Annotated in this window: 27 protein-coding genes; 15 read left to right on the plus strand and 12 right to left on the minus strand. The window is 57.3% G+C overall.

Going from position 1 to position 25,679, the window contains the following annotated elements:
• Positions 1-17: 17 nt before the first annotated feature.
• Entirely contained in the window at positions 18-1,913 is a 1,896-nt protein-coding gene (locus BXP70_RS08540; protein WP_086593609.1) for a type VI secretion system baseplate subunit TssF, read from the plus strand.
• Between the two features lie 104 nt (positions 1,914-2,017).
• Here BXP70_RS08540 and BXP70_RS08545 read toward each other — a convergent pair whose 3' ends face one another.
• The gene (locus BXP70_RS08545; protein WP_086593610.1) at positions 2,018-2,974 is read right to left on the minus strand and encodes a type VI secretion system baseplate subunit TssG; all 957 of its coding nucleotides are present in this window, start codon (positions 2,972-2,974) and stop codon (positions 2,018-2,020) included.
• A 75-nt stretch (positions 2,975-3,049) separates the two neighbouring features.
• Here BXP70_RS08545 and tssO (BXP70_RS08550) point away from each other — a divergent pair, with 75 nt between their 5' ends.
• From tssO (BXP70_RS08550) to BXP70_RS08600, 12 genes are all read left to right on the plus strand, one after another.
• The gene (gene tssO / locus BXP70_RS08550) at positions 3,050-3,520 is read left to right on the plus strand and encodes a type VI secretion system TssO (RefSeq protein WP_086593611.1); all 471 of its coding nucleotides are present in this window, start codon (positions 3,050-3,052) and stop codon (positions 3,518-3,520) included.
• 6 nt (positions 3,521-3,526) lie between these two features.
• Positions 3,527-4,093 carry a type VI secretion system TssO gene (gene tssO / locus BXP70_RS08555; protein WP_086593612.1) on the plus strand — a complete coding sequence of 189 codons (567 nt, stop codon included), beginning with the start codon at positions 3,527-3,529 and terminating at the stop codon, positions 4,091-4,093.
• A 9-nt stretch (positions 4,094-4,102) separates the two neighbouring features.
• Positions 4,103-4,987, plus strand: coding sequence for a PKD domain-containing protein (locus tag BXP70_RS08560; protein ID WP_086593613.1), 885 nt, complete (start codon positions 4,103-4,105; stop codon positions 4,985-4,987).
• 2 nt (positions 4,988-4,989) lie between these two features.
• Positions 4,990-7,338, plus strand: coding sequence for a type VI secretion system protein TssR domain-containing protein (gene tssR / locus BXP70_RS08565; protein WP_086593614.1), 2,349 nt, complete (start codon positions 4,990-4,992; stop codon positions 7,336-7,338).
• A 30-nt stretch (positions 7,339-7,368) separates the two neighbouring features.
• Positions 7,369-9,903, plus strand: coding sequence for an ATP-dependent Clp protease ATP-binding subunit (locus tag BXP70_RS08570; RefSeq protein WP_179197628.1), 2,535 nt, complete (start codon positions 7,369-7,371; stop codon positions 9,901-9,903).
• Between the two features lie 168 nt (positions 9,904-10,071).
• Positions 10,072-10,524, plus strand: a complete 453-nt coding sequence (locus tag BXP70_RS08575; RefSeq protein ID WP_086593615.1) for a hypothetical protein — start codon at positions 10,072-10,074, stop codon at positions 10,522-10,524.
• A 38-nt stretch (positions 10,525-10,562) separates the two neighbouring features.
• Positions 10,563-11,918: a DUF5458 family protein gene (locus BXP70_RS08580; protein WP_086593616.1), complete on the plus strand. Its 1,356-nt coding sequence runs from the start codon at positions 10,563-10,565 to the stop codon at positions 11,916-11,918.
• Between the two features lie 74 nt (positions 11,919-11,992).
• Positions 11,993-12,406, plus strand: a complete 414-nt coding sequence (gene tssD, locus BXP70_RS08585) for a type VI secretion system tube protein TssD (protein WP_086593617.1) — start codon at positions 11,993-11,995, stop codon at positions 12,404-12,406.
• Positions 12,407-12,453: 47 nt separating this feature from the next.
• Positions 12,454-13,323 (plus strand): OmpA family protein, encoded by an 870-nt coding sequence (locus BXP70_RS08590; RefSeq protein ID WP_086593618.1) that lies wholly within the window; start codon positions 12,454-12,456, stop codon positions 13,321-13,323.
• A gap of 5 nt (positions 13,324-13,328) precedes the next feature.
• Positions 13,329-13,799, plus strand: coding sequence for a hypothetical protein (locus tag BXP70_RS08595; protein ID WP_086593619.1), 471 nt, complete (start codon positions 13,329-13,331; stop codon positions 13,797-13,799).
• Positions 13,800-13,818: 19 nt separating this feature from the next.
• Positions 13,819-13,980, plus strand: a complete 162-nt coding sequence (locus tag BXP70_RS29415) for a LapA family protein (protein ID WP_143436423.1) — start codon at positions 13,819-13,821, stop codon at positions 13,978-13,980.
• Between the two features lie 259 nt (positions 13,981-14,239).
• Positions 14,240-15,619 carry an ATP-binding protein gene (locus tag BXP70_RS08600; RefSeq protein WP_086593620.1) on the plus strand — a complete coding sequence of 460 codons (1,380 nt, stop codon included), beginning with the start codon at positions 14,240-14,242 and terminating at the stop codon, positions 15,617-15,619.
• Between the two features lie 99 nt (positions 15,620-15,718).
• Here the strand turns inward: BXP70_RS08600 and BXP70_RS08605 are convergent, their stop codons facing one another.
• The 9 genes from BXP70_RS08605 to BXP70_RS08645 form a co-directional block, all read right to left on the minus strand.
• Complete coding sequence (locus BXP70_RS08605) at positions 15,719-16,678, minus strand: hypothetical protein (protein ID WP_086593621.1); 960 nt, start codon at positions 16,676-16,678, stop codon at positions 15,719-15,721.
• 13 nt (positions 16,679-16,691) lie between these two features.
• On the minus strand, positions 16,692-17,435 hold the full coding sequence (locus tag BXP70_RS08610; RefSeq protein WP_086593622.1) for a hypothetical protein: 744 nt from the start codon (positions 17,433-17,435) through the stop codon (positions 16,692-16,694).
• A gap of 45 nt (positions 17,436-17,480) precedes the next feature.
• The gene (locus BXP70_RS08615) at positions 17,481-17,957 is read right to left on the minus strand and encodes an eCIS core domain-containing protein (protein ID WP_086593623.1); all 477 of its coding nucleotides are present in this window, start codon (positions 17,955-17,957) and stop codon (positions 17,481-17,483) included.
• Positions 17,958-18,436: 479 nt separating this feature from the next.
• On the minus strand, positions 18,437-18,883 hold the full coding sequence (locus tag BXP70_RS08620; RefSeq protein WP_086593624.1) for a cupin domain-containing protein: 447 nt from the start codon (positions 18,881-18,883) through the stop codon (positions 18,437-18,439).
• A 48-nt stretch (positions 18,884-18,931) separates the two neighbouring features.
• Positions 18,932-19,420, minus strand: a complete 489-nt coding sequence (locus BXP70_RS08625; RefSeq protein WP_143436424.1) for a cupin domain-containing protein — start codon at positions 19,418-19,420, stop codon at positions 18,932-18,934.
• Between the two features lie 133 nt (positions 19,421-19,553).
• Positions 19,554-20,354: a helix-turn-helix transcriptional regulator gene (locus BXP70_RS08630; protein WP_086593626.1), complete on the minus strand. Its 801-nt coding sequence runs from the start codon at positions 20,352-20,354 to the stop codon at positions 19,554-19,556.
• Positions 20,355-20,356: 2 nt separating this feature from the next.
• Entirely contained in the window at positions 20,357-20,698 is a 342-nt protein-coding gene (locus BXP70_RS08635; protein WP_262490752.1) for a GNAT family N-acetyltransferase, read from the minus strand.
• Positions 20,699-20,798: 100 nt separating this feature from the next.
• On the minus strand, positions 20,799-21,698 hold the full coding sequence (locus tag BXP70_RS08640; protein ID WP_086593628.1) for a helix-turn-helix domain-containing protein: 900 nt from the start codon (positions 21,696-21,698) through the stop codon (positions 20,799-20,801).
• Between the two features lie 114 nt (positions 21,699-21,812).
• Positions 21,813-22,634 (minus strand): SDR family NAD(P)-dependent oxidoreductase, encoded by an 822-nt coding sequence (locus BXP70_RS08645; RefSeq protein ID WP_086593629.1) that lies wholly within the window; start codon positions 22,632-22,634, stop codon positions 21,813-21,815.
• Positions 22,635-22,831: 197 nt separating this feature from the next.
• Here BXP70_RS08645 and BXP70_RS08650 point away from each other — a divergent pair, with 197 nt between their 5' ends.
• Positions 22,832-23,089, plus strand: a complete 258-nt coding sequence (locus tag BXP70_RS08650; RefSeq protein ID WP_086593630.1) for a hypothetical protein — start codon at positions 22,832-22,834, stop codon at positions 23,087-23,089.
• Positions 23,029-23,709 (plus strand): HD domain-containing protein, encoded by a 681-nt coding sequence (locus BXP70_RS08655; protein WP_143436426.1) that lies wholly within the window; start codon positions 23,029-23,031, stop codon positions 23,707-23,709. Before BXP70_RS08650 ends, BXP70_RS08655 begins: the two co-directional genes overlap by 61 nt.
• A gap of 25 nt (positions 23,710-23,734) precedes the next feature.
• Here BXP70_RS08655 and BXP70_RS08660 read toward each other — a convergent pair whose 3' ends face one another.
• Entirely contained in the window at positions 23,735-24,778 is a 1,044-nt protein-coding gene (locus BXP70_RS08660) for an NADP-dependent oxidoreductase (RefSeq protein ID WP_245849565.1), read from the minus strand.
• 22 nt (positions 24,779-24,800) lie between these two features.
• Positions 24,801-25,241 (minus strand): MarR family winged helix-turn-helix transcriptional regulator, encoded by a 441-nt coding sequence (locus BXP70_RS08665; protein WP_086593633.1) that lies wholly within the window; start codon positions 25,239-25,241, stop codon positions 24,801-24,803.
• Between the last annotated feature and the right edge of the window lie 438 nt (positions 25,242-25,679).

Consider the following 25,679-nt stretch of genomic DNA (forward strand, 5'->3'; position numbering starts at 1 on the left):
CGGCTTATACCGCCCGTATGCCCTTCCAAGACAAGCGCAAGCAGTTTACCCTGGATGCTATTCGGCAGCGAATGGCCCAGCACATCATGCACTTGTGGGGGGTGAAGAACTTGCAGAGCCTTGACCCCTTCGTGCGCCTGGTGATGGATGCTCTGGCCAGTGAGTTGAACAAGCTCAGCCAAGAGTTCATTGATTCGGAAGCGGGCTTGCTCGACCGGCTAGCTAGCTTGCTGACGCCGGACTTGCTGACGGTGCCTCGCCCGGCGCACGCGGTGGTGCAGGTGCAACCCGCCGACCCAGTTGCCTACATAGCCCCGACGGAAAGCCTGTTCTACACGAAGCGGTTTGCCTCCAAGCCCTACGGGGAACTTGATACGCGCCACGACCTTTTCCTGAGTGCCGTCGACACGGTTAAGCTTTTCCAGGGCCGCGTGGCGTGGCTAGCGGCGGGCGAAACCCTGTTCCGCTTGGACCCAGCCCTGGGCAAATTACCCGAAGGCTTCACCGGTCAAGACCGCAAGCTGCCGGCGCATACTTTCTGGCTTGGCGTAGCGCTGCACCCCGATATCACCTCGCTAGATCGGCTCGGATTCTACCTAGAGCTGCCGCACGTGCTGGAGGCAGAAACGTTGTTCAACCTGTTGCACCTGAGCCACTGGTCGCTCAACAGTCAGCCGCTAGACATGCGCCCGGGCCTATGCTACGATCCGCAGCCTGGCGAAAACAACCCACTGGCGGACGACCCGCGCCAATTGCTGGCGGGCTACAGCATCGACCAGCTGCTGGAGCAAGACGTGAAGAACACGTACCACAACCGGTTTATGCACCTGCGGCGGACGGGCAACATCGACCTAGCAGCGCTTACTAGTGGCTATCCAGCCACATTTGCGGAGCACTTCTCACCGGAGACGCTTGAGCTTCTGCGGGCTGAGCCCATGCTGTGGTTGCAGGTAACGCTGCCCGCCAACTTCAACGAAACGGTTTTGAGCCAGCTTACCGTGCGGCTCAATGCCTTGCCCGTAATGAACCGGCGCCTGCGCCGGCTCACGTACCGTACCCGCGTGATGCACAACATCCTGCCTTTGCCGGTGGGCCAAATGGAAACCTTCCTGACGGTGCGGACGCTGCTAGACAGCCGCAATCGGGTGTTTACGGCGCACCCGCTTCGCCAAGCCGATCAGGTGGCTAGCGGCTCTTACTCGGTGCGGCGCAGCGGTATCGAGCGTTTCGACGCGCGCGATGCCCGCGAGCAGCTTCACTACCTGCTGGAAGTACTGCGGGACGAATCCGTAGCGTTTGCGGCCTACGGTCACGACACGGTACAGCTGGAAGCCCAGCGCCTTACCCAGCAAATCAACCAACTGGAGCGCCTACTCACGCAGCAAGAAGGGGCCGTGCGCGAGCTGCCCCACTACCTCTTGGTGCAGCCCTATGAGGAAGCTGATACGCTCGAAGTAAGCTACTGGACAACCGATTGCGAATACGGCAACAACCTGCAAGCCGGCACGGCCTTGCAGCCCTACGACATCACCTACCTCCTAGGTTCCGAGTCTATCTTGCTGACCACTAGCACGGGGGGCCAGAACCGGCGCGGAGCTGCCAGCCAGCTAGAAGCCTACCGGTACGCGCTGATGAGCCACGAACGCCTCGTCACGAGTGAGGACATCCGGTCGTTTGTGCTGGTGGAGCTAGGCCATCTGCTTACGGACGTCAGCATTCGGCGGGGCGTGATGGTAGGCGACTCGGCCAAGCAAGGCTTTATCCGCACGATTGATGTGTGCCTGACCCCCGCCCCCGACTGCATGCTGCGCGAAGCCGACTGGGAAGTACTCTGCGCAGGCCTGAAAACCAAGCTAGTCAGTCGGTCTGGCCAAGTCAGCCCCTACCGCATCATTCGGTTGGAGCCGGCCTAAGTATGCATGTACAATTTGAATAATGAACCTAGGTCCATCCCTTATCAACCCTATCTCTCGTGCTTACTATGATACCCACTGCCTTTGCACCGGCATGCTCCCGCTTACAGATAGCTATTATAACCCAAATAGCTCGTCGCTGGCTGCGAGTGCGCAGAGGTGGCCCGTTCGATCGTGATGAACGGAATGACTTCGGCGGTAGCCGGCACGAAGTAAGCCAGCACTTCCCCTAATAAGGACCGCGCGGCTCCGTGCGGTAAAAACTCAGCCGTGCGCGCTTCCGGCACAGGACCTAGGTGCAGGTAAATGGCATCGTAGCCCTCATCGACGGCGCTGCCCGCAATGGCATCAATCCCGAGCCGGGACTGCCCCAGGCGCAACGTAGGCTCGTTGGTGGTATGCTGCAAGCTAGGTCGCTCGGTTTCGAACCGGGCGGGTACGCCGAAGAAGATAGCCAGCAACTGCTCCAGCCAAGGTAAGTTGCCGCGTAGCTGATGAATAAGAGGCAAGCACTGGATAAACAGGCTAGCCCGGGCGGCATCGAGGCGGCGCAAAATAGGCCACCCTTCGGCAAACTGCGCTAGCAGTGCCGGCGCGTATTCGAGGTGGTCGTGTTGGCGCTCCTGCCAGCAGCGCAGCACGCGCAGGTAGTGCAGCTCGGTATCGAAGGGCAGAAAAAACTGCCGGGTTTCCTGCTCCACTGCGTGCGCCTGCTGCACCTGCTCCAGCAGCAGCTCGGCATCGGTAGCATTGCCTTGGGTAGGCTGGATGGGGTGAAACAGGAACGGCGGCAGCTGATCGTACAGCCCCTCGCGGGGTATGTCGAGGCGCCAATACGGTGCCTCGCTCCCTTCGGCCGCCAGAAATTGGGGCGGTGTAAAATCAGTGGCGTAGGGCCGGGTAGTGGGTCCCAGCGGGTTGAAAACAAACCTAGCCAACGGTAGCGCCTCCCCGTTTTCGCTGGCCAGCAGCTCAGCCGCTACTACTTCGGAGCGGTAATCCAGTTCCAGCTGGTTGAGTAAGTACGCCGGCCGAGAAGCAGCAGAATCGGGTGGTAACATCAGAGCAGATACAGGTAGTCGGGAAAGCTTCTAACTTAGGCAAAACCGAGCAGTAGATCTAGTAATTATCTATAAATGAAGCTACTTAACGCAAAAGCTATTACTAGGGCTTACTGGCGCTTCCTAGGGCATTTTCTGTTACTGCTAGGTATTTTGGTGTTCACCGCCTTTGCCTTCATCCAGACGGCGGCCAAGCAGCTAGCCCTCCTCCGTGCCGACCAAATCCAGTACCAGGACGCACTGTTCACGCAGCGGGCCATGGCGCAAAAAACCGATCTACTTTACCACGACCTGCGCGCCCTCAACCCGAAATTGGTTGGCTCCCCGGCGAGCCTGGAAGCGCGAATTGTCCGTGAAAACGAAGAATTGAAAGCGGAATTAGCGGCGAAGCTTTTTGAGCGGCGCCCCCACGAGGTGTATCGCAAGCTTACCCGGTATGTGGATGAGATGCTGCTGCTGAAAGCCTCCATTCGGGAAGTGGATGCCCAGATTAAAGACAAGCAACAGGAAGTAGAGGATTGCAAAAGGCACGCACAAACAAAGTAACTTCTTATGCTCACGATCCTCGGGCTACGCTTTAGCGAACGGCAAATCCTATTCTTCTACTTGCTGCTGGCCACCTTGCTGCTCACGGGTCTTGCTAGCTGGGGCTTGTACCACGCCTACGGGCTTCCGGTAGCAAACGCGCGGTCTTTATCCGTTGAAATAAAGCGTAACCAACAGCTTTTTGAGAAGCAACAACAGCATTTGTATCTGCTCGATTCGACCTACCTCGCTATTGCCGCTTACCAGCCCGGTGTCAAGGCCAGTTTTGTGGAAGGTGACATCAAAACCCAGATTGCCGAGGTTCGCCAGATGTACTCAATCGACACTCTGCAACTGTTTCGGGCCGCTGACAAGGTAGCCAAGGACTCGCTGCTGTTTTTCAAAGCCTTCGAGCAGGCGGCTGACTTTTACCAGATGATGTATGACGACAAAAAAATTCTGGCCAGCAAACAGACGAACTCCGAGCTGTTTACCAAAGAGTTAGAAGAATGCTTGATCAGCTTGCAACCCGCGCCTACCCCTGGACCGGCTACCCAAACGATACAACGGTCCACTTCTTCCACGCAGCCTTAAGCACGCAGCATGCAACGCAAATGGCTTCTGACGGGTGGCACCTTCGCCCTGACTGGTGGGCTGCTCCTGCTGCTTCATCAGCATAGCAGTACGATGGTTCTGCAAGCCCAAGTTCATCCGCTGGGCCTCGCCGTCGGCGAGCCGCTATACGTTGCCGACAGCACGGCTGGGGCCACCAAGTGGCATTGGCAATTCGGACAAGGCTCTACCTCGGCGCAGCAGCAGGACACGTTTCATTACAAGACACCCGGTACGCACCTAATTCGGCTCACGGTAACCGATACGGCCTCGCACGACTCGGTGTCGAGCCAGTTTACCGTGCAGGTTCTTCCCCGCCCGGCACCGCCCGCGCCTTTCGTTCGGCTTCTGGCAGATACGGTTGGCCACGAGGGACAACGCCTAACGTTTCAGACTACCGGTGCCCCGGTCCGGAGCTTTGCGTGGGAGTTTGGCGAAACGAATCAGGTTGACTCACACGATCCGACTGCTTTTTACACCTACACCAAACCCGGCTGGTACACGGTCACCCTCAATACGGACGCGACCATGAAGCCGCTAAAGCAGCGGATTCACATTCTGCCCCACTTCCGGCCGTTTGTGAAGCCCGTGGATCAGGCGGCCGGAAAGCGTACGCACGACATCCAGTGGCGTTTGCAGCGCATTGCCAACGGCCATCAAGTGAATCAGCAGTATGCCTATTTGCTTAAGCGCTATTTCTGCGGCAAGCCCAACACGCTGGTGGTGGCGGGCAGCCTTCCACCCAACGATTTTTATTCCTACTGCATGAACCTGCAATTCGACCCTGGCTGGACTATTGACGCGGTAGCGGTAGAACCTGATACCGTTACGCAGTGCATTACCAAGCTCCTGGTCACGCAGCACAAAGGCGAATAGGTATGGGCAAGATCATCTGCCTGCTCGGGGTGTTGCTAGCCTTGCTGCCAAGTAGTACTAGTTGGGCGCAAGTGCCGCTGCTCGCGTTCCTTAAGGCCCAACCTAGCCAACGAGCCCCTAAGGCGAAGGCGCCCTGGGTGGTGTACTCCGACCGCGACAACAACTCCACGTACCGGCAAGCTAGCTTGGCCACGCGCTTCCAGAAAGTGCAGTTCCGGGATGCCTTCTACGTGCTGGCAGAACGGAACGGTTTCTTGAAGCTGGTGCGCTACGACCCGGCGCTGAAAGTCGGAACGCTCTACGCCCGTCGTTTGCTTAAAAGCCGCAAAGCCGCTCAGTACGTTGGGTGGGCGCCCCAAAACCACTTTCTACTGGCCAGCCAAGCACCTGCTGACTCCTTAGGCACAACGCCGGCCCTTTATTGCCCGGCGCTGGCCAGTACGAAAGTGTTATCGGATGTCACCCACTATTTAAGTCACGACAGCCTGCGCCTGTTCGCGGGCCCGAACCTAGCTTCACCGCTCGCGACGCGCCTGAAGCTGTATGACCTAGCGTACGTCTATAAGCTATCTGACTCTGGCACCGAAGCCTTGGTGGGCAAAGCCGACTGGTTTGCGGCCGACAGTGCGGCCACGGCGCTGCTCGGTTGGGCGCCGGTGGCGGCGTTGCAACGCCTAGGTCAGGGCTGGTTTGTGGAAGCGGATTCCGTGGCGGCTAGTCGCGCCGCCCGGCCGCTTTCTGCTTCCCCAGCCACTGCGTCGCTCAATAAGCCCGACTCGCTAGATTTTGCCTCCGCCTTCCCGACGGTGCCGTGGTCCGGTGCTGGCCGATGTCCGGTGCTCAACTACAGAGCTTACCCGAATCAATTGGCGCTCTGGCACCTAGGACTGCTCACGCCTTTGCTTGCCTCCGATAGCTACGTGCTGAACGCAAACGGCCAGCGCATCACGCAGCAGCAAATGATGAACTGGCAGACTCGTTCACGCGCTTACAACCTGCTATATGTGGTGGAGGATAGCCGAGCGATGCGGCCTTTTTGGGGCGAGTTAGTGGCGACAGCGCAAGCCACCATCAGCCGGTTGCAAGCACAAAATCAAGACGCACCGATTCGCTTAGGTGCTGTATTCTACCATCGGGTTCCGGCTGCTACGCCAGGCGGGGCCCGTGTCAATCACATTACCACTCAGCCGCTAACGCACGACCTAGGTCGTGCCGTTGATCGATTTAGCCGCTTAAAACCGGATGACGCCGCTGCCCCAGCAGGTGTTTCCCAACCCATGCGTGCGGGGCTCGAACAAGCCTTGACGATCCTATCTGACCATCCCGGCGAAAACAACGTGGTGCTTTTGGTTGGCATCAACGGCGACGCGAGCAGTGTGGTGCAGGCCAAGGCTATCCGCACGGGTATGCAACGCTCGGAAGCTAGGCTGCTCTCCTTTCAGGTGTCCGCGCCAGCCGACACCCTCGCCAACAGCTTCGTATTGCAGTCGCAACAACTTGTTTTTCAGTCGGCCCTGGAGGAGGCCAAAGCAAAGCAAGACCGGCTGGTCAATCCGACTCAAGTGGTGCCTAGGCCCGTGTACGACTTGCAACTAGGCGCCCAAAACGTGTATCGTCTCGCTTTTCCCAAGCAGAGCATGGTTCCGGGCTGGGTGCTTTTCCCCACCAAAAGTAAAACCTTGCCGATCAGCCTGCTCCAATCGATTACGGACAGCTTACTGGTGCAAATGCGCTTTGATACGCGGCAAACGCAGGTTGCACTCGAACGAACATTTGCGGCCATGTTGCCTCTGCGTAGCCGCTTCAGCCCGCCGGTGAGTCGCGCCTTTATGACCCGAAGGGAAGCACCAATGCCCACGTTAACGCCTGCGGCCTTTGAGCTGCGCGCCTACCCTTTCTTCGACCAAGTTCGCACTGGTTCGTCTGGCTCTTCTACTGGCTTTCGGCAATTACGATTAGTAACCCCAGACACCTATGATGTTCTCGGGCAATGGCTTACCTTGCTAGCAGCAGATGCGCTCAAGCCGACCCAAGCAGCAGCGCGTCGGCAGTTGCTAAGCCGCTTTCGGCAGCTGAGCAAGCACACCGGCTCCGCTCTGCCCGATACCGCGCGCCTCAGCTCCCCGATCAGCCAGCTGCTGGGCTTACCGGTCCGTCACCCTCTGCTCAATCAACTTCGAATGGCGGACCTAAACCAACCGAGCCGCCTGCCCCAGGAAACCTTTTTGCAATTGCTGGCCCTGCTACGCGCACAGCGCGACAGGTACCAGCGGGTACCGACCACGCCGAATTGCCGCTTAACCTCCAATGGCAACACCTACTACTGGTTGCGGGAGGATCTATTTCGGTAACTCTTATTCTTAGCTACTTTATTCAAGCCCATGATACCGAGCGTCTTATTGCCCGATGGAATTCAAGACGCGTTGCACATAGCCCGGGCCCTGGCGCGCGAGTACCGCAACGAGCGTTACACCGCCGCGCACCTGATGCGGGCGCTGCTGCAAAATGATACGCCGGGCACCGCCCTGCTCAAGACTCTGCGCAAAGACGTGGCGTATTTGCGCGAATGGGCGGAAGTGCGCATCGAAGACCTGCCGCGCGTGGCGTTTGCACCCACCGAGCTGCTCGGGGATGACTCGGTAGCCCGCGTGCTGGAAGAAGCCAACTTTATTCGGGTCCGGCTGGGCCTCGATCAGCTCCACCCCATTTGCGTGCTGGCCGCCCTGACGAAGCCGAATGTGGGCTTTCCGCCCGAGCAGCTCCGGTCCTTGCCCTTACAGGAGCGCGACCTGCTAGCAAATTTCCTGCGCGACCTAGCGCCTACCGGCTCTGACTCAACCCCGCAAGAACTCTCCGACGCCGCTGCGGCGGGCACTAGCACAGCCCCGGCCGGGCCTAGCCTAGAGGGCGTCTTGCAGAAATATTGCCGCGACAAAACTGCGCTGGCCCGGGAGGGTCGCTTCGACCCCATCATTGGCCGGGAGCGGGAACTGCGCCTGATCATGGAAATCCTAGGTCGCCGCAGCAAGCCCAACGTCATTCTGACGGGCGACCCTGGCGTGGGCAAAACCGCCCTAATTGATGGCTTGGCGCAGCAACTCATTACCGGACCAGTGCCTTACTGGCTGAAGGATGCCGTGCTGCTCGAACTCGACCCCAGCGCATTAGTAGCGGGCGCCTCCTACAAGGGCGAGATAGAAGACCGGCTCAAGAACGTCCTGAAAGAAGTCAAAAAATTCGAGCGCTGCATCTTGTTTATCGATGAGATTCACGTGTTGCTGGACCCGAAGGGCACGGCCGGCAGCGGCGCCGCCAACCTGCTGAAGCCTGAGCTAGCCCGCGGGGAGCTGATTTTGCTGGGGGCCACCACCCGCGACGAGTACCGCAAGCTGATCGAGCCCGACCAAGCCCTGAGCCGCCGCTTCGAGCTGCTTGATATTGAGGAGCCTAGCGTGAAAGTAGCGGAGCGCATGCTGCATGGCTTAGTCATGGCCTACGAGCAGCACCACCAACTCACCGTGGCCGACGATGTAGTGCCAGAGTGCGTGCGGCTGGCCAAGCGCTACGTGAAAGACCGGCGCCTACCCGACGCCGCCCTGGACCTGCTGGACCGTACGATGGCCGCCATTCGCACCGTAACGGAAATTGCGGGTACCGACCTGACTACGTTCCGGCAAACCCTCAACGAATGCGTGATTGCCGAACTCACGCCCACCGAGCGCCTGGAAGAATACCAGTGGCTCGACCAGCAACTACAGCACCAGACCAACCCGGTGCTGATGGGCCAGTGGCAACCTAGCCTCGACCCAGCGGAACTCGTGACACCGGAGGCTTACCTCGCTTATCTGACCGAGAAGCTAAACTTTCTGCACGACCTAGCCCGCGCCCGCCAGAAACACGTCACCAAAACCGACTTAGCCGCCGTGGTGGCTTACAAAACCGGCATCCCGATGGGGCGCGTGCAGGAGCGTGAAAAGGAGAAGCTGCTGGCCATTGAAGACCACCTGCGCCAGCGCGTTGTAGGGCAAGACCACGCCCTCAAAGCACTGTCGGATGCAATTCTGGAGTCGCGGAGTGGGCTGCAAAAGGCGGGGCATCCGATCGGCACGTTCTTCCTGCTAGGTCCTACCGGAACCGGCAAAACGGAGCTGTCGAAGTCCCTAGCCGACTTTCTGTTCAACGACGAACGCGCCATGATTCGCTTCGACATGTCGGAGTTCAAAGAAGAGCACGCTGCCGCCTTGCTCTACGGCGCCCCGCCCGGCTACGTCGGTTACGAAGAGGGCGGGTTGCTGGTCAACCGCATCCGTCAGCAACCCTATGCGGTGGTCTTGTTCGACGAGATTGAGAAGGCGCACGCCTCCATCTTCGACGTGTTTCTGCAAATCATGGACGAAGGGCGCCTGCACGACAAGCTCGGCAAGGAAGGTGACTTCTCGAACGCCCTGCTCATCTTCACCTCTAACATTGGTAGCGAGTGGGTTAGCGAGCAATTTCGGCGCGGCCACATTCCTAGCTCTCAGCAGCTCATGGAGCGCATGAGCGGCAGCTTCCGGCCCGAGTTTCTGGCGCGCATCACCGAGATTGTCCCGTTCGGCCCGATCAGCGAGCAGCACGTGCTTCGCATCTTCGACATTCAGCTTCAGCATCTTATCGACAGCCTGCACCACCTAGGCATTCAGCTGAGCGTGAGTGCGGAGGCCCGGCAGCAGCTAGCGTACAGCGGTTATTCGCCCCAGTACGGCGCCCGTCCCCTGGCCGGCGTGATCCGCAATCGGCTGCGGCGGCCCATCTCCCGCATGATCATCGCCGGGGAGCTAGCCGCGGGCCAGGAGCTACTCGTGGAGTGGTCCAGCAGTGACGAGCTTACGTGGAATATTCGGGAGGAACCACTGGAAGAAATTGAACTTTCTTAGGAGCGTTGAATAAACCCAGTTTCTTGCAGAAATAATTATGTATTAGGTAGTTAGTTAGTCGCAAATACTTTAATTTATTGCCCTGTTATCCAGTATCTCCGCCCTGATTCGAGTGTCTAGTTCCTATTTGCTAATTCGTTGACCCCGAACCTTTTAACCATACCATTTATGTTTGAATTTGAAATTGGCGGAAATGAAATTAAACCCGAGGCCTCCGAAGGTATCAACGCCATTGCCTTCAACCGGTCCTTGTTGGCGCTCCAGCTCACTGATAAGGAGCCCGTTTCACCAGAATTCGTCTATAAGCTCAAGACGGTAGAGGAAGTTTTTGACCAGTTTAAGCCGAGCGTAGAAGTCGAATTTGAAGACGAAAATGGCGCGTCGGTGAAAGAAACGCTACAGTTTGGCAGCGTAGCCGACTTCAAGGCCAAAAGCCTGAGCATGCAGAGCCCCTTTCTGCGCCTGCTCGATGGGCAGTATAACGAGTACACCCAAATCAGCCGGCGCCTGAAAGGACACCGCATCCTGCAAACAGCGCTGGACAACCCCGAAGCCAAAACGGCCCTGTTAGAAGCTTTAAAGGCCCTTGTGCAAGAATTAGAAGAAAACGAGCAAGCGTAATCCTATCCTAGCAGAACTATCTTTTTTCACGTATTTACATGGCAACTCAAAAGAATAACGGGGCGGAACTCGCCACCCTTACCGCCCCTGCGCCCTTACCTGGCCTTAGTGCCCTAGCTCCCTACGGCGGCTTTTCCTTCATGGAAAGCTTTATTGATGGGGTGCAGAACATCAGCCCCGAGCGCAAAGCCCGCAAAAATATTTTCATGACCGACGAGTCGAAGCAGCTCGACCGGTCGATGCTGAAGCAGAAACTCAACCTCTGGATTGACCTACTTGAATCGAGCGCCGACCAGACCGAGATGCTCGCCAAAACCGAGGAGAAGGCCGAGCTAGCCGATTCGCTGTTGCGCAAAAACCTACTGCGCGCGCTCACTACTTCTCGCAACCTAGAGCGTAGCTACCGGGCCTTGTCGCTGTTTTACAAGAATACGGAGGTGGAGAAAGTACCCAATGTGACCATCTTGAATGCGTCGTTGGATCAGCTCACCGACCTCGATAACCCAATCTTCATTGACAAGGTCGCGGCGGAGTTCAAGCAGAACTACGACCGCCTTGACCTGCGCGGTAACTATTCCTTGCTGATTGTGCCGGGCTTCATGCGCAGCAACAGCATCCTGGAGAAATGGGCCAAGGTGGCGCACGCTAATAAAGTGATGCTCATCACGGACTTTGCCGACCTGGAAAGCTCGGAAGATACCATTGAGCTCTTCAGCGCGGCCAACCTCACTGGCGGCGACCTGTACCGCTCCAACGTGATTATGGCCTGTAACTGGCTGGCGGGCCGGGGCAAAGTGGCCGACGTAGGCGAGGAAGAGGATTTGTTCGTGCCACCGTCCCCAGCCCTAGGTGGTAAGATTTACTACACCCTGATGTCGCAGGTGACGGCCGGCAAGAAGCACGGCAGCATGAACGAAGTTGACGGCGTGCGCTTCCCCCTGATGAAAAGTGAGTTGTCGAGCCTAGAGCGGCTTGGGCTAGTGCCCATGATTAACGAGTACGGCAAGGTGATGGCCTTCTCGGCCAAAACGCTGTTCAACGGCGACAATATTGGCCTAAAGACGTACTCGGTGGTGCGCGTGTTCGACTACATCGTGAAGGTGCTGTTTGATTTCCTCAACCGCCGGGCGTTTGAAAACTGGAACTCCCAAATAGAGGCCGACTTGCGCGGGCAGATTGTCAACTTCCTGGATAGCGTGAAGGGCCCTTCCAAGTTGATTGAGAAGTTCAAAATTGTGCGTTTTGAGCGCGACGATAAGATCAAGGACCAGATCTACCTAGATATCCGCATCACTCCTTATTTCCCGGCCAAGAGCTTTGTCATTCGGTTGGATGGACGCAAGGGCGATGATGTAGACAGCCCAGCGTGGTCTTCCGACTACAGCGAAGCCTAAGCGCTGTGCGCGTAGCGTCAACAAGCAGTTACCTCTCCAAGCTCTCATCCAAATCAATCGAATACGTTTAGCTCATGGCACAGGAAAAATTTCAAGCGGTACTGACAGGTGTACCGGGCGAGCCTTATCAAATTACTTCTTGCAGCATCTCATTTAGCCGCGACACCAGCGCCGACGGCCGGCCCTCCTCCATGGTCTACGGAGGACAAATCGCACTTACTGCCTCCACAACCTCTGAGTCGAAGCTAGTCGAAGCGATGATTAATGCGCAGAATAAGCCGTTTGGTGACGGCACAATCAAGATTACGACGGCGCAAACCGAGGGGGTATTTCGGACGATATCGTTCAAGAAGGGCTATATCACGAGTTATTCGGAGGCTTTCGATATGCAAGGCGGTAGCGAGTTCTCGTGCTCCTTTAATATCTCCGCCGAAGAAATAACCGTTGGGGCCGCCACGCTCATTAACAAGTGGCCTACAACGAGCTAGGCGGTAGCTAGCGTGGCCACTATCCATTCGCTTGGTTTTTCACTTGCATGAGTAAAGCACTGCTGTGGTGGTTGCTAGGCTTTTGGGTAAGCGGGTCAGTCGTGACGCACGTGGTATACATCAAGCGTATCGGCTGGCCCGAAACGGCCCGATTAGCGCCTGTTCAGGTCATGAAGGGTCCTCGGTGGCAGTTGCTGCTGCCGGGGGCTTTGTTTGCCCGCAACGACCTAGTGCTAGCGCCGTCGGCCGTTCCTTCGCTGGCGCGGGCTGCTGCTTACTTGCGCGCGCACCCAGGCGATGAGCTAACCATAACCGGAGCGTATGCCGGTAGCGAAGCCGTGGCTACCATTGTGCCCGACCTAGGTCGGGCGCGCGCGGGAGCAGTGGCAGCTTATCTGCAAAAGCTAGGTGCCCTCCCCAGACAGTTGCACCTCCGCAGCCGACGCGACGATGCGCTCCGATTTGCAGACGACTCAACGAACGCACTAATATTCTCGCTCGATCCGGGCGCGCTACCACTAGCCGCGGCGCCCGTTACGGTGCAGCAGCTAGCCAACGCGCAGCGCTACAGCACGCTATGGCGCCCGATGGAGTTGTATTTTCCCCTAGGCAGTATTCATTACCTACACACACCGCATACTGAACGCTTTGTGACGGCAGCAGCGGCTTACCTGCGCGCGCACCCCAAGGCCTTGCTGCTGACCACTGCGCACACCGATTCGCTCGGATTGATGGCCTGGAACCTGGACATGGCGCTGGCCCGGGCCACTGAGGTCAAAGCGCGCCTACTTACGCTAGGTGTTCGGGCCGCGCAAATTCAGATGGTACAGCGCGGGGCCGCAAGCCCCATTGCACCCAACCGGACGCCAGCAGGGCGTCTGGCGAATCGGCGCGTCTCCCTTGCGCTTCGCCCCTAGTGCTCATGTTTGACCTGAACCCGCATCACCTTCCCTACGCTACGCCACTGCATGTTTTGATGCTACTTGGCACCGCCTTATTTGCCTACGGCGTCGGGCAAGCCGTTTTCCGGCAGCGGCAGCAACAGCTAGCGCAGAAGCTACAGCAGCAACTGGCCAAACGGCAGGAGCCGCTGGTAGCGCCGCTCCTGCAGAACGAGCAGAACGGCAGCAACGACCTAGAAGAAATACTCGGCATCACGACGGCGGTGAAGCACCTGCTCCAGCAAAACGGTATTCACACGTTCAGCCAGCTAGGGCAGGTATCTACCTGGACCATCCAGCTCCTGCTCACCGAAAACGGCCCCGTGAACTACCTCTACGACCCCGCCACATGGCCTGCACAGGCCCGCCTAGCGGCGGCCAACCGCTGGCAGGACCTGCGCACCTTTCAGGAACAACTGCGCCGGGGTGCCCTCACTGATCTAATCATGTAACCTACTCCACCCCACACCCATGAATCCGCTCGACCCTTACGTGGCCATCACGGAAATAGCGGTGTTGCTGTTAGCTAGCTTCGGCCTAGGTTACGGCTGGGCGTACTGGCAAAACCGTCGCCGCATTCGACATCTACAGCAACACATCAAACAGGTGCAAAAGGATCTATCAGCAACATAGAATACGCTGAGCATAGCTAGCTTACTCCTGTTGTAAATTTCTCTATAAGAGTCATGCTTCATCTGACGTCGGCTTGTTGAAGCATCTCTACCGCAGTGGTGTTGTCATGCCGAGGTATGTGCAGTCGTTGTGATGCTAGCTCAATGAAGCAGTAGCAATGCTCCGATAGTCGGACGCCAGATGAAGCACGACCGTTCTGGTTGAAAACTAGGCTGGCAACTGTTTCATCCATCCAGTACTACCTGTCAAATCTATCCCTATGGAATCATCGGCTATTGAGGCGAACAGCCAGACCATTCACGCCGAGCTGGTCTGGCTAGAGCTCATCATTGATACCCGCCTCAAGCTGTACTTCCAGACGGATTGCGACTACGAAAGCATTGAGGAAGTACCCCTGCCCGAACTCAGCGCCGACACCTCCCCCTACGCCCAACTAGTGCGCGAACACAGCCTAGACCTAGCCGACCGGCTGGTGATGATACTGGCGCTGGCGCCCCACGTGCGGCCGCAGCTGCTGGACTACTTCTTCGTGCGCAACACCGCCTACGACCGAGGCTTCACCGAGTTTGGAGGAATAAAAGGCAAGAACCACGGCGGCTTTCTGCCCACCGGCGAAACAGCCCTGTTCCTGCTGGCCGGCGACGACCTACCCCGGCGCATCAGCCTCCAAACCCACCTGCTGCACGAGTCGGCCCTGTTTCGGCGGAACATTTTACAGCTGGGCGTGGCCGAGGCGGAAGAGCCCGCCCTCAGCGGCCCGCTGGCCCTCACCCCCGACTACGTGGCCTACCTCACGACCGGTGAGCAGAGCAAGCCCAACTTTAGCCCCGACTTTCCGGCCAGCCTAGTGCGCACCACCATGCAGTGGGACGACCTAGTAGTGGATTTCCAGATTATGAGCGAAATCATGGAAATAAAGGCCTGGATTGAACACGGCGATACCATCCTGGGCGATGCCCACCTTAAAAAGTACCTTAAGCCCGGCTACCGCGCGCTGTTCTACGGCCCACCCGGCACGGGCAAATCGCTCACGGCCGGCCTGCTGGGCCACTCTACTGGCCTCGATGTCTACAAGATTGACCTCTCGATGGTGGTGTCGAAGTACATCGGCGAAACGGAAAAGAACCTAGGCCGCGTATTCGACATGGCCCAGAACCGCCGCTGGATACTCTTCTTCGACGAGGCCGACGCCCTATTCGGCAAGCGCTCCGAAACCAATTCCTCCAACGACCGCCACGCCAACCAGGAAGTAGCCTACCTGCTCCAGCGCATCGAAGATTTTCCAGGCGTCATTATCCTAGCCACCAACCTGAAAGACAACATCGACGACGCCTTTGCTCGGCGCTTTCAATCCATCATTCACTTCCCGGCTCCTAATGCTACGCGTCGGGCGCGACTGTGGAAGCAAGCCTTTAGTGGTCCCTACGACCTGGCCAAAGACGTCGACTTTGAGACCCTGGCCGAGAAGTACAGCATCGCGGGTGGGGCTATTGTTAACGTGCTACGCTTTTGCGTGCTGGCGGCGGCGCAGAATAAGCGGGCTATTAAGCAAGATGATATTCTGACGGGGTTGAAGAAGGAGTTTTATAAGGAAGGAAAGACCCTAGAGGAAGTGGAAAAAGAGACGGAGAGGCGGTAGTAAGCCACCAATGGTAGTAAGCGTTGTTTAATCCTAGTCCGGCTGGTGAGCTTGATATTACTTATCAGAATTTTACGCAAAGGTTGTTCATACCAGCCTCTACATTAGCGCCAAATCTACCATGTCAGTATTTACCGTCTGTGTTGATGGGTTCATACTAGCTTCTACGTTGAGACCAAATCCCTTTACGGCTCTTATGTTGGCCCTTGCCATGAGCTGGAGCATTGCCAATGCGTTTTCTTTAGTGTAATTTCTATCATTAAGCGCCGCATTATGGAATATTACGTTGTTGTTTTCTGCTAGTGAAACCAGTTTAGCCCAGAATAAAGGAAACTTCTCCACATCAAATCCTTTTGATTTTTCACCGCTACTCTTGAAAGTAGCGAGTGCCGCTTGCCCAATATCTACTTGTCCGTCAAGTCCAGACGCGTGTTCCTCAGACTCGGGCCCATTATAGAAGGAAAACAGTTCCTTCATAGATATGTACGCGCTGATGGGATTCATCAAATTCAACTCTAATTTACTTGACTGTATTCTAATTGCCTTTATATCATCAACATCATTTATTGCCTTAATCGCATACTTACTTAGTATCATCCCATAGCCTTTATCCCTATCACTAGAGCTTGGTACTTCCAGATTATCAGGCTTGAATGTTTTTTCGTTTGCGCGATAAAAAAGACTGATAGTGCCCTTATCAGTACCATTCACTGCTAAAATCAATTTCCAACTCCTGTCAGCACCTACATCATCTTTCCCTGCTTCGAGCCGAACAGTAGTATTTTCATTATGCTGCCACTTAGCCAGCGGTGCCACGTTGCTATCCGTAACCGCCTCACCACATAACATTAGTTGAGCAGGAGCAGTCATCTTGTTCATGCGGGCACCCCATTGTTTTTGCTGAATTGATTGCCCAGCGACAATAGTTTGTAACTGGCGCTGTCGGGCACTACCAGGGCGATTGTTAATGATAGCGTTACTATTCTGGCTACGCTTTGCTTGCAGTGTACTGGCCTGCGAACGAGTAGTAGACTGGCTTAGTTTGGCGTACGTTTTCATCTTTCTTTATGCTTTACTTTATTCGTGTGATGCACCCTGCTGCAATGCTTTGTGCCGTGTATAACTTGGCGGCGCTAAATTCGCCTTCGGAATTAGGCATGCACTCCTGATACTCGGGCATCACGAATTCCACCACGGCGTAATCTCCATCGATATTTTTCTGCCCATAATCCCTGGCGCTGATTTCATTACTGAAGAAGTAAATGTGGCCCTGGGAATTAAACTGCCCGACAGTTTTTGGTGCGGCAGCGCTAATGGCGCCAAACTCCGGCTCAAAACCCTCACGCTTGATGCGGGCCACGTTCTCCTGCTTCACCGCAGCGTAGTAGCGCTTGTTTCGGTCGGTTTCCTGGTACACCGGCAACTTCACTTTCTCGGTCTCAAACACCGGCACCTTCGGCCCAAACCCAATACCAAACAGGTTGTACTTACGCTTTGTACTCATGCCCACGGCTCGGTCTACTTCGCGCCAGCCTACCTGCCGAATGGTTTCTTGCGGCTCGGGCCGCTGCCCAGGGGCCCGTGTAGTACGACTGGGGGCAGTGAGGCGGCGATTGGGTGCTTCCGGCGGGGCAGCCTGCCCGGGAGCTAGGGGAGCGTAGCCAGGCCCGTTAGCACGGCGGTTGGCATCGGCCAAGCGGGAACTGTTGCCGGCAATGTTTTGCCAAGCGGAGGCAGCCCCCGCCGCATACTGGCTAGCCGACTGCGACAGCGCGGCGGCGCGGGGAGTGGGAACGGGCGACGCTTGCTTTTTCATCGGGGGCATGGGCTAGGGTAGGAAGTAAGCCGATATGGGGCAGGGTCAGCGACTGGCGCGCATGCCCATAAGGTCGGCTTCGCGCTCCAGGCTAGGGTTGTCGTTCACGGCCATGCCATTTACCTGCATAGTGGGGCGCACGCGGCCCTGCTTTTGTTGTACCACATGCCAGGCTTCGTGCGGCAGATGCCGCTCTTGGCCGGGACCTAGGTAGATGTCGGTGCCTTGGGCGTAGGCGTGGGCGTTTACTTGCGCCGGCTTGCGGGAGTTGTAGTGCACCTTCACGCCATCGAGCGACAGGCCGGAAAGCTTTTCCATAGAGGCCCGCAGATTATCAGGCAGGCCGCCTTTGCGCTGCAGCGTCATCTGGTGCAGGCCAGCTACTTTTTGCCGCTGGCTTACCTGTCGGGGGCTGCGGTCTATTTGTGCCTGTAGCGGGTTGCGCAGGCTGCCTGTGCCCGCACGCGCTGCACTGCCCCGGCTGGTAGCGGCAGAATAAGAGAAGCTAGTCGGCTGGCGCATAAACAGCTTAGTTGAACTTCTTAAAAGTAAGCCTCTTATCTGGCGCAGCCAAAGAATTAATTACTTATTTATCAAAGTATTAGCACAACATATTTTGGTAGCGTCTACTGCTTTCAACCGGCACATAGTACCTCAATTGTACTCAGTCGTTCCTATTTGCTGTCATGCGTCATTTTGCGCCTCCAGCTTTAGGGTTTATCCGAGAGTGCCTTCCGCACGCAGGGGCCGTTACCTCACGGGTCAGCCGAAGAGGCGCTGCGGACCGCTGGGAAGTAAGTTGGCTATTTTGCAGGTAAGTCGGCGTATTGAGTACCCCATAGCACCTAGGTTCGGCCTTGTTAAACAGCGCGCAAAGTCCATCTAGCTAGTTAGATAAGCGTAGTACTCTCTCGCCACGAGTTCACCCAGCTTTTGTGCACCCCTAGATAAGGGCTGCCGTTACGCAACGGCAGCCCTTTTTGTACTGGCTAGCGAGGGTACTACCCTACCGCTGGCGGCGGACCTACCAGCTCGTCGCCTATTTCCTGCGAAGCCCGGCCGAAAGCTTCCATATTGGGCGGGGTGGTAGGCGGAACACTGCTAGACTCGGCGGGGGTGCCGGCCTCCTGAATGAGCCGCGCAAAGCCGCTGGGCGACGCCACGACGAGTCCGCGGGCGCCGGCCGGTCCGCTTACCACGGCATGCGCCGTGCCCTGTGGGATGTAATAACTGTCGCAGGGCTTCAGCACCACCACGCCCGATTCGGTGTGTACCATAAACTCGCCTTCCAGCACGTAGAGCTGCTCGGAGTAGGTGGTGTGACGGTGCAGGGGGGTAGCTACGTTCGGTAGGAACGTGCCTTCGATTAGGTCGTAGCGGCCCGACGTGTCTTTGTGGTCGGCCAAGATTTGCACATGCGTGCCTAGAAGCCAAAATGCCTGTTGCATGAGGTGGTCTGTAAAAAATAAATGGTGAAAACTGATGATAGGGTGGCCTTAGGCAGCCTTGGCGATGAAGTCATCGCACCACTTGGCTACCCCCATTAGGAAGCCAGGCACGCCTAGCACTTCGTCGCCGACGGCGGCCATGGCTTGGGCGGCTTTTATTAGGCTGGGGGCGCCGGCGGGCTTGCTGCCCACTTCGGCGGACACGCCCAGGGTCTTGATGAGGCGGGCAAAGCCGCTGGGCGAGGCAATGGTGAGGGCGCGGGCGGTGCCGGCCGAAAAGCCGACTACCCGGTGCGCCACGCCGGGCGGCACCACGGCCTTCTCCCCTGCCCGCAGCACCGTGGCCCGGCCTTTGGTGAGTACCGTTAGCTCGCCGCTAAGCGCGTAGATTTCCTCGGCGTAGGCCTGGTGCACGTGCCAGGGGGTAGCGGAGCCGGCCGCAAAATCGCCCTCAACGAGGTCGTATAACCCGTTGGTGGCTTGCTCATCAGCCAGAATGCTGACGTGCGCGCCGAAAAACCAAAAAGACTGCTTCATATCTACTAAACTGCTCGTAAGTGCCAGGCCACCGGCCAGGGTGCCCACGGTCCTAGAAGGGCCTTTTTGACGGGGCAGCACCTAGCGTGGCGTACTGGCTAATGCAGCACAAACTTCCGAGCGGACGGACCGCTTAGTCTTGTACAATATTGCAATTGGCCTGGTAGCTGCCCGGCGTCAGGCCCGTATAGGCTTGGAAATAGCGGGCGAAATGGCTCTGGTCGTAGAAGCCGGCTTCCAAGGCCACATCGACCAGCGGGTGGCCGGCTGCAAGCAGATTTTTGGCTTGCTCGACGCGCAGAATGGTGAGGTACTTATTTGGTGTCACGCCCGTGAAGCGGCTGAACAAGCGAATCAGCTTATACTTATCCAGGCCAAAACGCTGAGCTAGCGCCTCCAGCGAAAGCTTGTGCTGGCGAGCTTCGTGCAGGTAGTCCTGCACGTCCTGCACCAGTTGGCGCAGCGGCGCGGGCGTGGGCAGCGCGTCGTCGGAGGACGCGGTAAATAGCGCCCCGAGCAGCTGCCCTAGGGCCGCCTCCGAGAGCGAGCCGGCCTGCTGGTGCAGGGCTTCGTAGCGGGCTGCCCAGGCCGGAAAGTCGGCAACCGGAGCGGCAAACGTTAGCGCGTGCTGGCGCGGGATGTAGCCTTGGCGCTGCCAGTAACGGATAGCATCGGGGCTGATGTGCAGCATCTTGTGCGCCCATTCGGTGCCGGGCAGCGGGGCGTGCGCTAGCACTTGGTAGGGGCTAGCGAGCAGCAGCGAGCCGGGGCCGGCCAGCAGATTTTGCGCTTCCGTGTGCAGGCGCTGCACGCCATGGGTGGCTAGGCCAATAGAGTACGCTTCGTGAAAATGAGGGGGTAGCGCCTGCGTGATGCCCGCCGACTGCACAAATTCTAACCCGTCGAAGGCCGCAAGATGCCAAGTTTTAAGCATGACTAGAATCCCCTTGAGGCAGTTAGCAGCAGGTCGTAGCGCTGCTCGACAAGTTCTTTATCAAAAGCCACCGAGTTCTTTTCCTCGGTTAGCTGAAACCCACAGCGGTGGTGTAAGGCAATGGCTGTCCTTTGCTCCCGGGCGGTCCAGAGGTAGGGCTCCTGGTCGTGTTTTGCGTACATAAAGGCGAGAAATTTTTGCATCAACTTCTTACCTAGGCTGAGGCCCCGGTAGTTGAGCTGGGAAATGAAATAGCGCGGCTGCAACGCGTCGGCCCGGTGAAAGCCTAGCAGGAAGCCCACCAGTTTAACGCCGTGCTTACTGCGAATACAGCACGCGAGCAAACGTCCGCCAGTACAGGTGAAGATTTACTGAACGTGTCTTAATCACACGCAGTGTTTGCACGCCTAACCTTACCCTAGGTCGTCAGCAAAGGCTGAATATTCAATTCAGGAACTGGGCACGGTACTCGTGCGGCGTGAGGCCGACTACCTTTTTGAAGAGCCGCGTGAAGTAGGGCGGGTTTTCGAAGCCAAGTTGGTAGGCGGTTTGGGCAATGGTGTTGTCGGTGCTGATGAGCAGGTTTTTGGCTTCGCCCAGCAGGAACAAATGGAGGTGGTCGAGCGCCGTTTTACCCGTTTCCTGCTTGAGCAAGTCGGTGAGGTAGCGGGGTGAGGTGTTCAATTTATCGGCTAGGTATTTCACCGTTGGCAACCCCTGTTCTTGGAGTTGCCCCTGCTCAAAATAAGCTGTCAGCAAGTCCGTAAACCGGGCCACCATGCTGCCCGAGAGGTGGGCGCGGTTAAGAAACTGGCGCTTGTAGAAGCGTTGCGAGTACTTGAGCATCGACGCTAGGTGCGTCAGGATGATGTCGCGGCTGTACTCGTCCTGGTTGTTGCCGTATTCGAAGCCAATTTGGTGGTACAGTTCCCAGAGTATCTGCTCCTCGCGCGGAGCTAGGTGCAGGGCCTCGTTGACTTCGTAGTCGAAGAAGCTGTACTTCTTTATCTCGCCGTGCAGGGCGTGCCCGAGCAGGTAGTCTTCGTGAATGATGACCACGAAGGCCATTTCGATGAGCTGCAAGTCCATGATTTCCATTACCTGCCGAGGCTTTACAAAGGAGAGTGCGCCCGCCTCGTGGTCGTAGTTGGTTTTGCCGTACAGGAACCGGCCGCCAGCCTTCATTTTGCGAAAGCTTATCATATAGAAATCCGTAGTGAGCGGCGCCTCGCCAAACGAGCAGTGGAGCAGCTGCTGGCACGTGAGCAAACTCAACAACGGATGCGCGGGCGGCGGATACCCACAGGCGCGGTGAAACTCGCTGATGCTTTTAAAGTGCTTCATGGTCGGGGTCCGTAACAGGCCAATAGATGAAAGATAGCAAAAACGGCTCCTACCCTAGGTCAGAATAGAAGCCGTTTTCGCGCGTACAAAGTGCTCCAGCTAGAGTTAGTTGCCCTAGCCGTGCGCCTGCTCGGCCACGGGCTGCCACTCGGCCCAACTGGCGAGGCGCTCGGCGTACACTTGCTGCGCCCAGGGGTAGGCGGCCCGCCCCATAAACAGGCGTAGCGGCGGGTTCTCGGCATCAACCAGCTTCAGGATGGCGGGCACGGTCGCCAGCGGCTCGCCGTAGTTGTCGGGCTGGAAAGCGGGCAGGGCATAGAGCGAGGCTTTCACCTGGTCGTAGGCGGCAATAGCTTGGCTGTGCACGGCGGAGGCACCACCAAAGTCTGTTTTGAAGACGTTGGGCTCGACTAGCGTGACATGAATGCCGAAGCCTTTGACTTCGTGGTAGAGGGCTTCACTCAGGCCCTCCACAGCAAATTTGGTGGCGCTGTAGATGCTGGAGCCCGGCGAGCTGGTAATACCTAACACGCTGGACAGCTGAATGATACGCCCGCTACCTTGGGCCCGCATGATAGGCAGGGCCGCCTGTGTTACCCAGAGCGTACCTAGGAGGTTAGCGTCGATGATGTCGTGCACGGCCTGCTCGCTTAGCTCCTCTACGGCTCCGAATAACCCGTAGCCTGCGTTGTTTATCACCACGTCGAGCGCGCCGAACTGGTTGTGGGCTTGCTGCACGGCAGCCAGGCACTGCGCGCGGTCGGTGATGTCGAGGGCCAGGGGTAGGAAGGCGGCGCCATACGCATCGGCTAGGTCTTGCAGGCCGGTTACGTTGCGAGAAGTAGCAGCCACTTTATCGCCACGTTTTAAAAAGGCTTCCGCCCAAATTTTGCCAAATCCGCGGGAAGCGCCGGTGATGAAGATTGTCTTTGCCATCTAGTTTTTAGGGGGTGAGGTGATGACACAAAATTCCGGCAGCAGGCAGGGGCTAGTCTGATACAAAAGGAGGAAGTTGTGATACAGATTAACGTCGCGGCAGCACGTGCCACCACCGTTTTCACGTACCCAATCCTAACCCCAACAGGTAACTATCCAGACCTTTGTCCGCTCGGCAACTCTTAATTCCGCTAACGATGCACTACGAGGATACGCTCTATGGCCCCGTGGAACTACCCGCCGCCATCACCGACCTGCTGCACACGGCTCCCATTCAGCGGCTGCGTGGCATTCGCCAGGGTGGGGCCATCGTGCTAGCTAATCCCGCTATTCATCACACGCGCTTCGACCACTCGGTGGGCGTAATGCTGCTCATTGGGCGCCTGGGGGCAGCTTGCGCGAACAGCTCGCAGGCTTGCTGCATGATGTGTCGCACACGGCTTTCTCGCACCTAATTGACTACGTGCTGGAGTTGGCTGGCGAGGACTACCACGAGCAGCGCTACGAAGCAGTACTGGCGCACCCTGAGATTCAGGCGGCGCTGGCCCGCTACCACTTTCGCTACCAGGATTTTCTCGACCTCGACCAGTATAGCCTGCTCGAGCAGCCCCTACCCGACCTAGCGGCCGACCGCATCGACTACACGCTGCGCGACTTGCGCCAGCTAGGTATGCTCTCAGCCGGCGATGTTGCCTGGTTTTTGGATGGCCTGCGTGTGCACGAAGGCCGTATCGTCGTCAGCAGCGCTGAACACGCCTGCTGGTTTAGCCAACAGTACGCTTACCTCACCGAACACTATTTTGCGGGCGCGCAAAGCCAATCGGCCAACCGTTTTTTACGTGGACTGATACGCTCCTATTATGAGGCCGGCCAACTGACACTAGACGATTTTCACCAAAACGACGCCCACCTGCTGGCGCGGCTACACGCCTTGAGCGGCCAACCTGTGACCGACCAGTACGCCGCCTGGATGCAGCCCCAGCCGCCTAGCCAGCCCATTCCGATGAAGCCGCGGCGCGTGGATCCGGAAATTCTACTTAAGGAGCGGGTAGTTCGCTTGTCTACATTGCAGTAGCACCAGGGTTAGGTCTAGATTGAATCTAGATTTTGACAATCATTTTGCCTTCGTTTTGCCCCGCAAACAATCCAATAAAGGCCTCCGGCAGCCGGTCAAAGCCCTGCACGATGGTTTCGGCATAGGTCAGCTTGCCTTGCTTGAGCCATAAGGCCAGTTGGGCCAAGCCCTCCGGAAACCGGGCGGCGTAGTCGGCAATCAGGAAGCCGCGAATGGTTAGAAACTTGTATACTACCAGGGGTAGCATGCTGGGGCTCAACGCGGGTTCGGTATCATTATAGTTGGCGATGGCCCCGCACGCAGCCACGCGACCGTAGGGGTTGAGGCTGGCCAGTACGGCGTCAGAAATGGGGCCGCCCACGTTATCAAAGTAGATATCGACGCCTTGGGGGCACGCCGCGGCGAGGGCGGCTGGTAGGTCGGGCGTAGTGCGGTAGTTGATGGCCTCATCAAACCCAAACTTGCTCGTGATGAGCGCCGCTTTTTCGTCCGTGCCTACCAGGCCTACCACGCGGCAGCCCATTAGCTTGCCAAGCTGGCCGGCAATGCTGCCCACGGCCCCGGCAGCCCCCGACACTACCAGCGTCTCGCCGACTTTGGGCTGGCCAATATCGAGCAGCGCGAAGTAGGCAGAGAGGCCCGTAATTCCCAACACCCCTAGGGCTGTAGTCAGGGGTGCGGCCGTTGCATCGACTTTTACCAGGCCCATGCCGTCAGATAGCTGATACTCCTTCCAGTCGAGGTAGTGGCTGACAAATTCTCCCTGACTAAAGTTGTCATTGTTCGAGTCCACCACTTCGGCAATTACCTTAGAAGCAATGGCTTGCCCTACCTCAAAGCGGGGCACCTTGGTGCCCGACATCTTACCGCGCAGGTACGGGTCGACGGAGATATAAACTGCTTTTAGCAAAACTTCGCCGGCGCGCAAGGCGGGTACTTCTTCGGTTGTGAGTTGGAAGTCACTCACCTTCGGCAGCCCAACGGGCCGGGTTTTCAGGATAATCACGTTGGTCTGGAGCATCTGGTGTCTGGTGTGATGTTGAAACATATCCATGGGTTTATAGTCCATGGATTATAATTAGCGAAAAAAATCAGCTTTGCAACTGTGTCAGTAAATCGTTGAGCAACTGAGCCTGGTCATCGGTCAGCGAATAGGCCACGGATTGAAAAAGGGTCCTGCCTTGCTCGGCAACCTGCTCCCCCTGGGCAGTCAGCCTAATGTGGACCACCCGCTGGTCGGACAGGGTGCGGTCTTTTTGTACCAGGCCTTTCTCCATAAGCTTGTTTAGCAGCCGCGATACATTGGGCATGCGGTCAATGAGACGGTCTCGGATCAAGTTAACCGGAGCCGTGTGGCCCGGTTGACCTTTCAGAATAGTCAGCACGTTGAGCTGCTGCAAGGATAAGCCAATTGGTTTCAGGGCCGCGGCATACTGGTTAGAAAGCCAGTTAGCCGTAAAAATCACGTTCATCCCCGCCCGTTGCTGCGCATTAGTGAACTGGGGCTGTTGGATGGCGTCTTCTATTTTCATGCGACAATTAGTTATTAAACGGTCCTGCCCTCGGTACAGGTGCAGCCAGTGCGGGGCGTTGGCCACTCCCCCAGCGGCTGCGGGTCAAGACCATGAGCCTAGCCCCACTGCCTAAAGCTAGGAACAACCAAGGAGTTTGGGCGATTTGGTGGTGTAAAATACCCTATCCACCGTGCCCGCCGTAAGCCCAAAGTTATCCGATGAAGCTAGCCCATTTGCGAATTCCAGTGCCTCTGGGACCGCCGAACTGATGGAGGAGGGTGCAGTTACTACGCCTGGCGTAGATAGGATGTTCCATCCGACCATAAGGGCCACGATTAGTACCAAGTTGCTGGCTTTTGTATACAGAATCGTGCGCCATAGCTAACAGGTGAAGGAACTACCCCCAAGAACTCAAGAGCTGCTAGCTAGGAAGAGGTTGGCCGAAAATGTCCGACT

Source organism: Hymenobacter crusticola (assembly GCF_002154225.1).
GTDB lineage: Bacteria > Bacteroidota > Bacteroidia > Cytophagales > Hymenobacteraceae > Hymenobacter > Hymenobacter crusticola.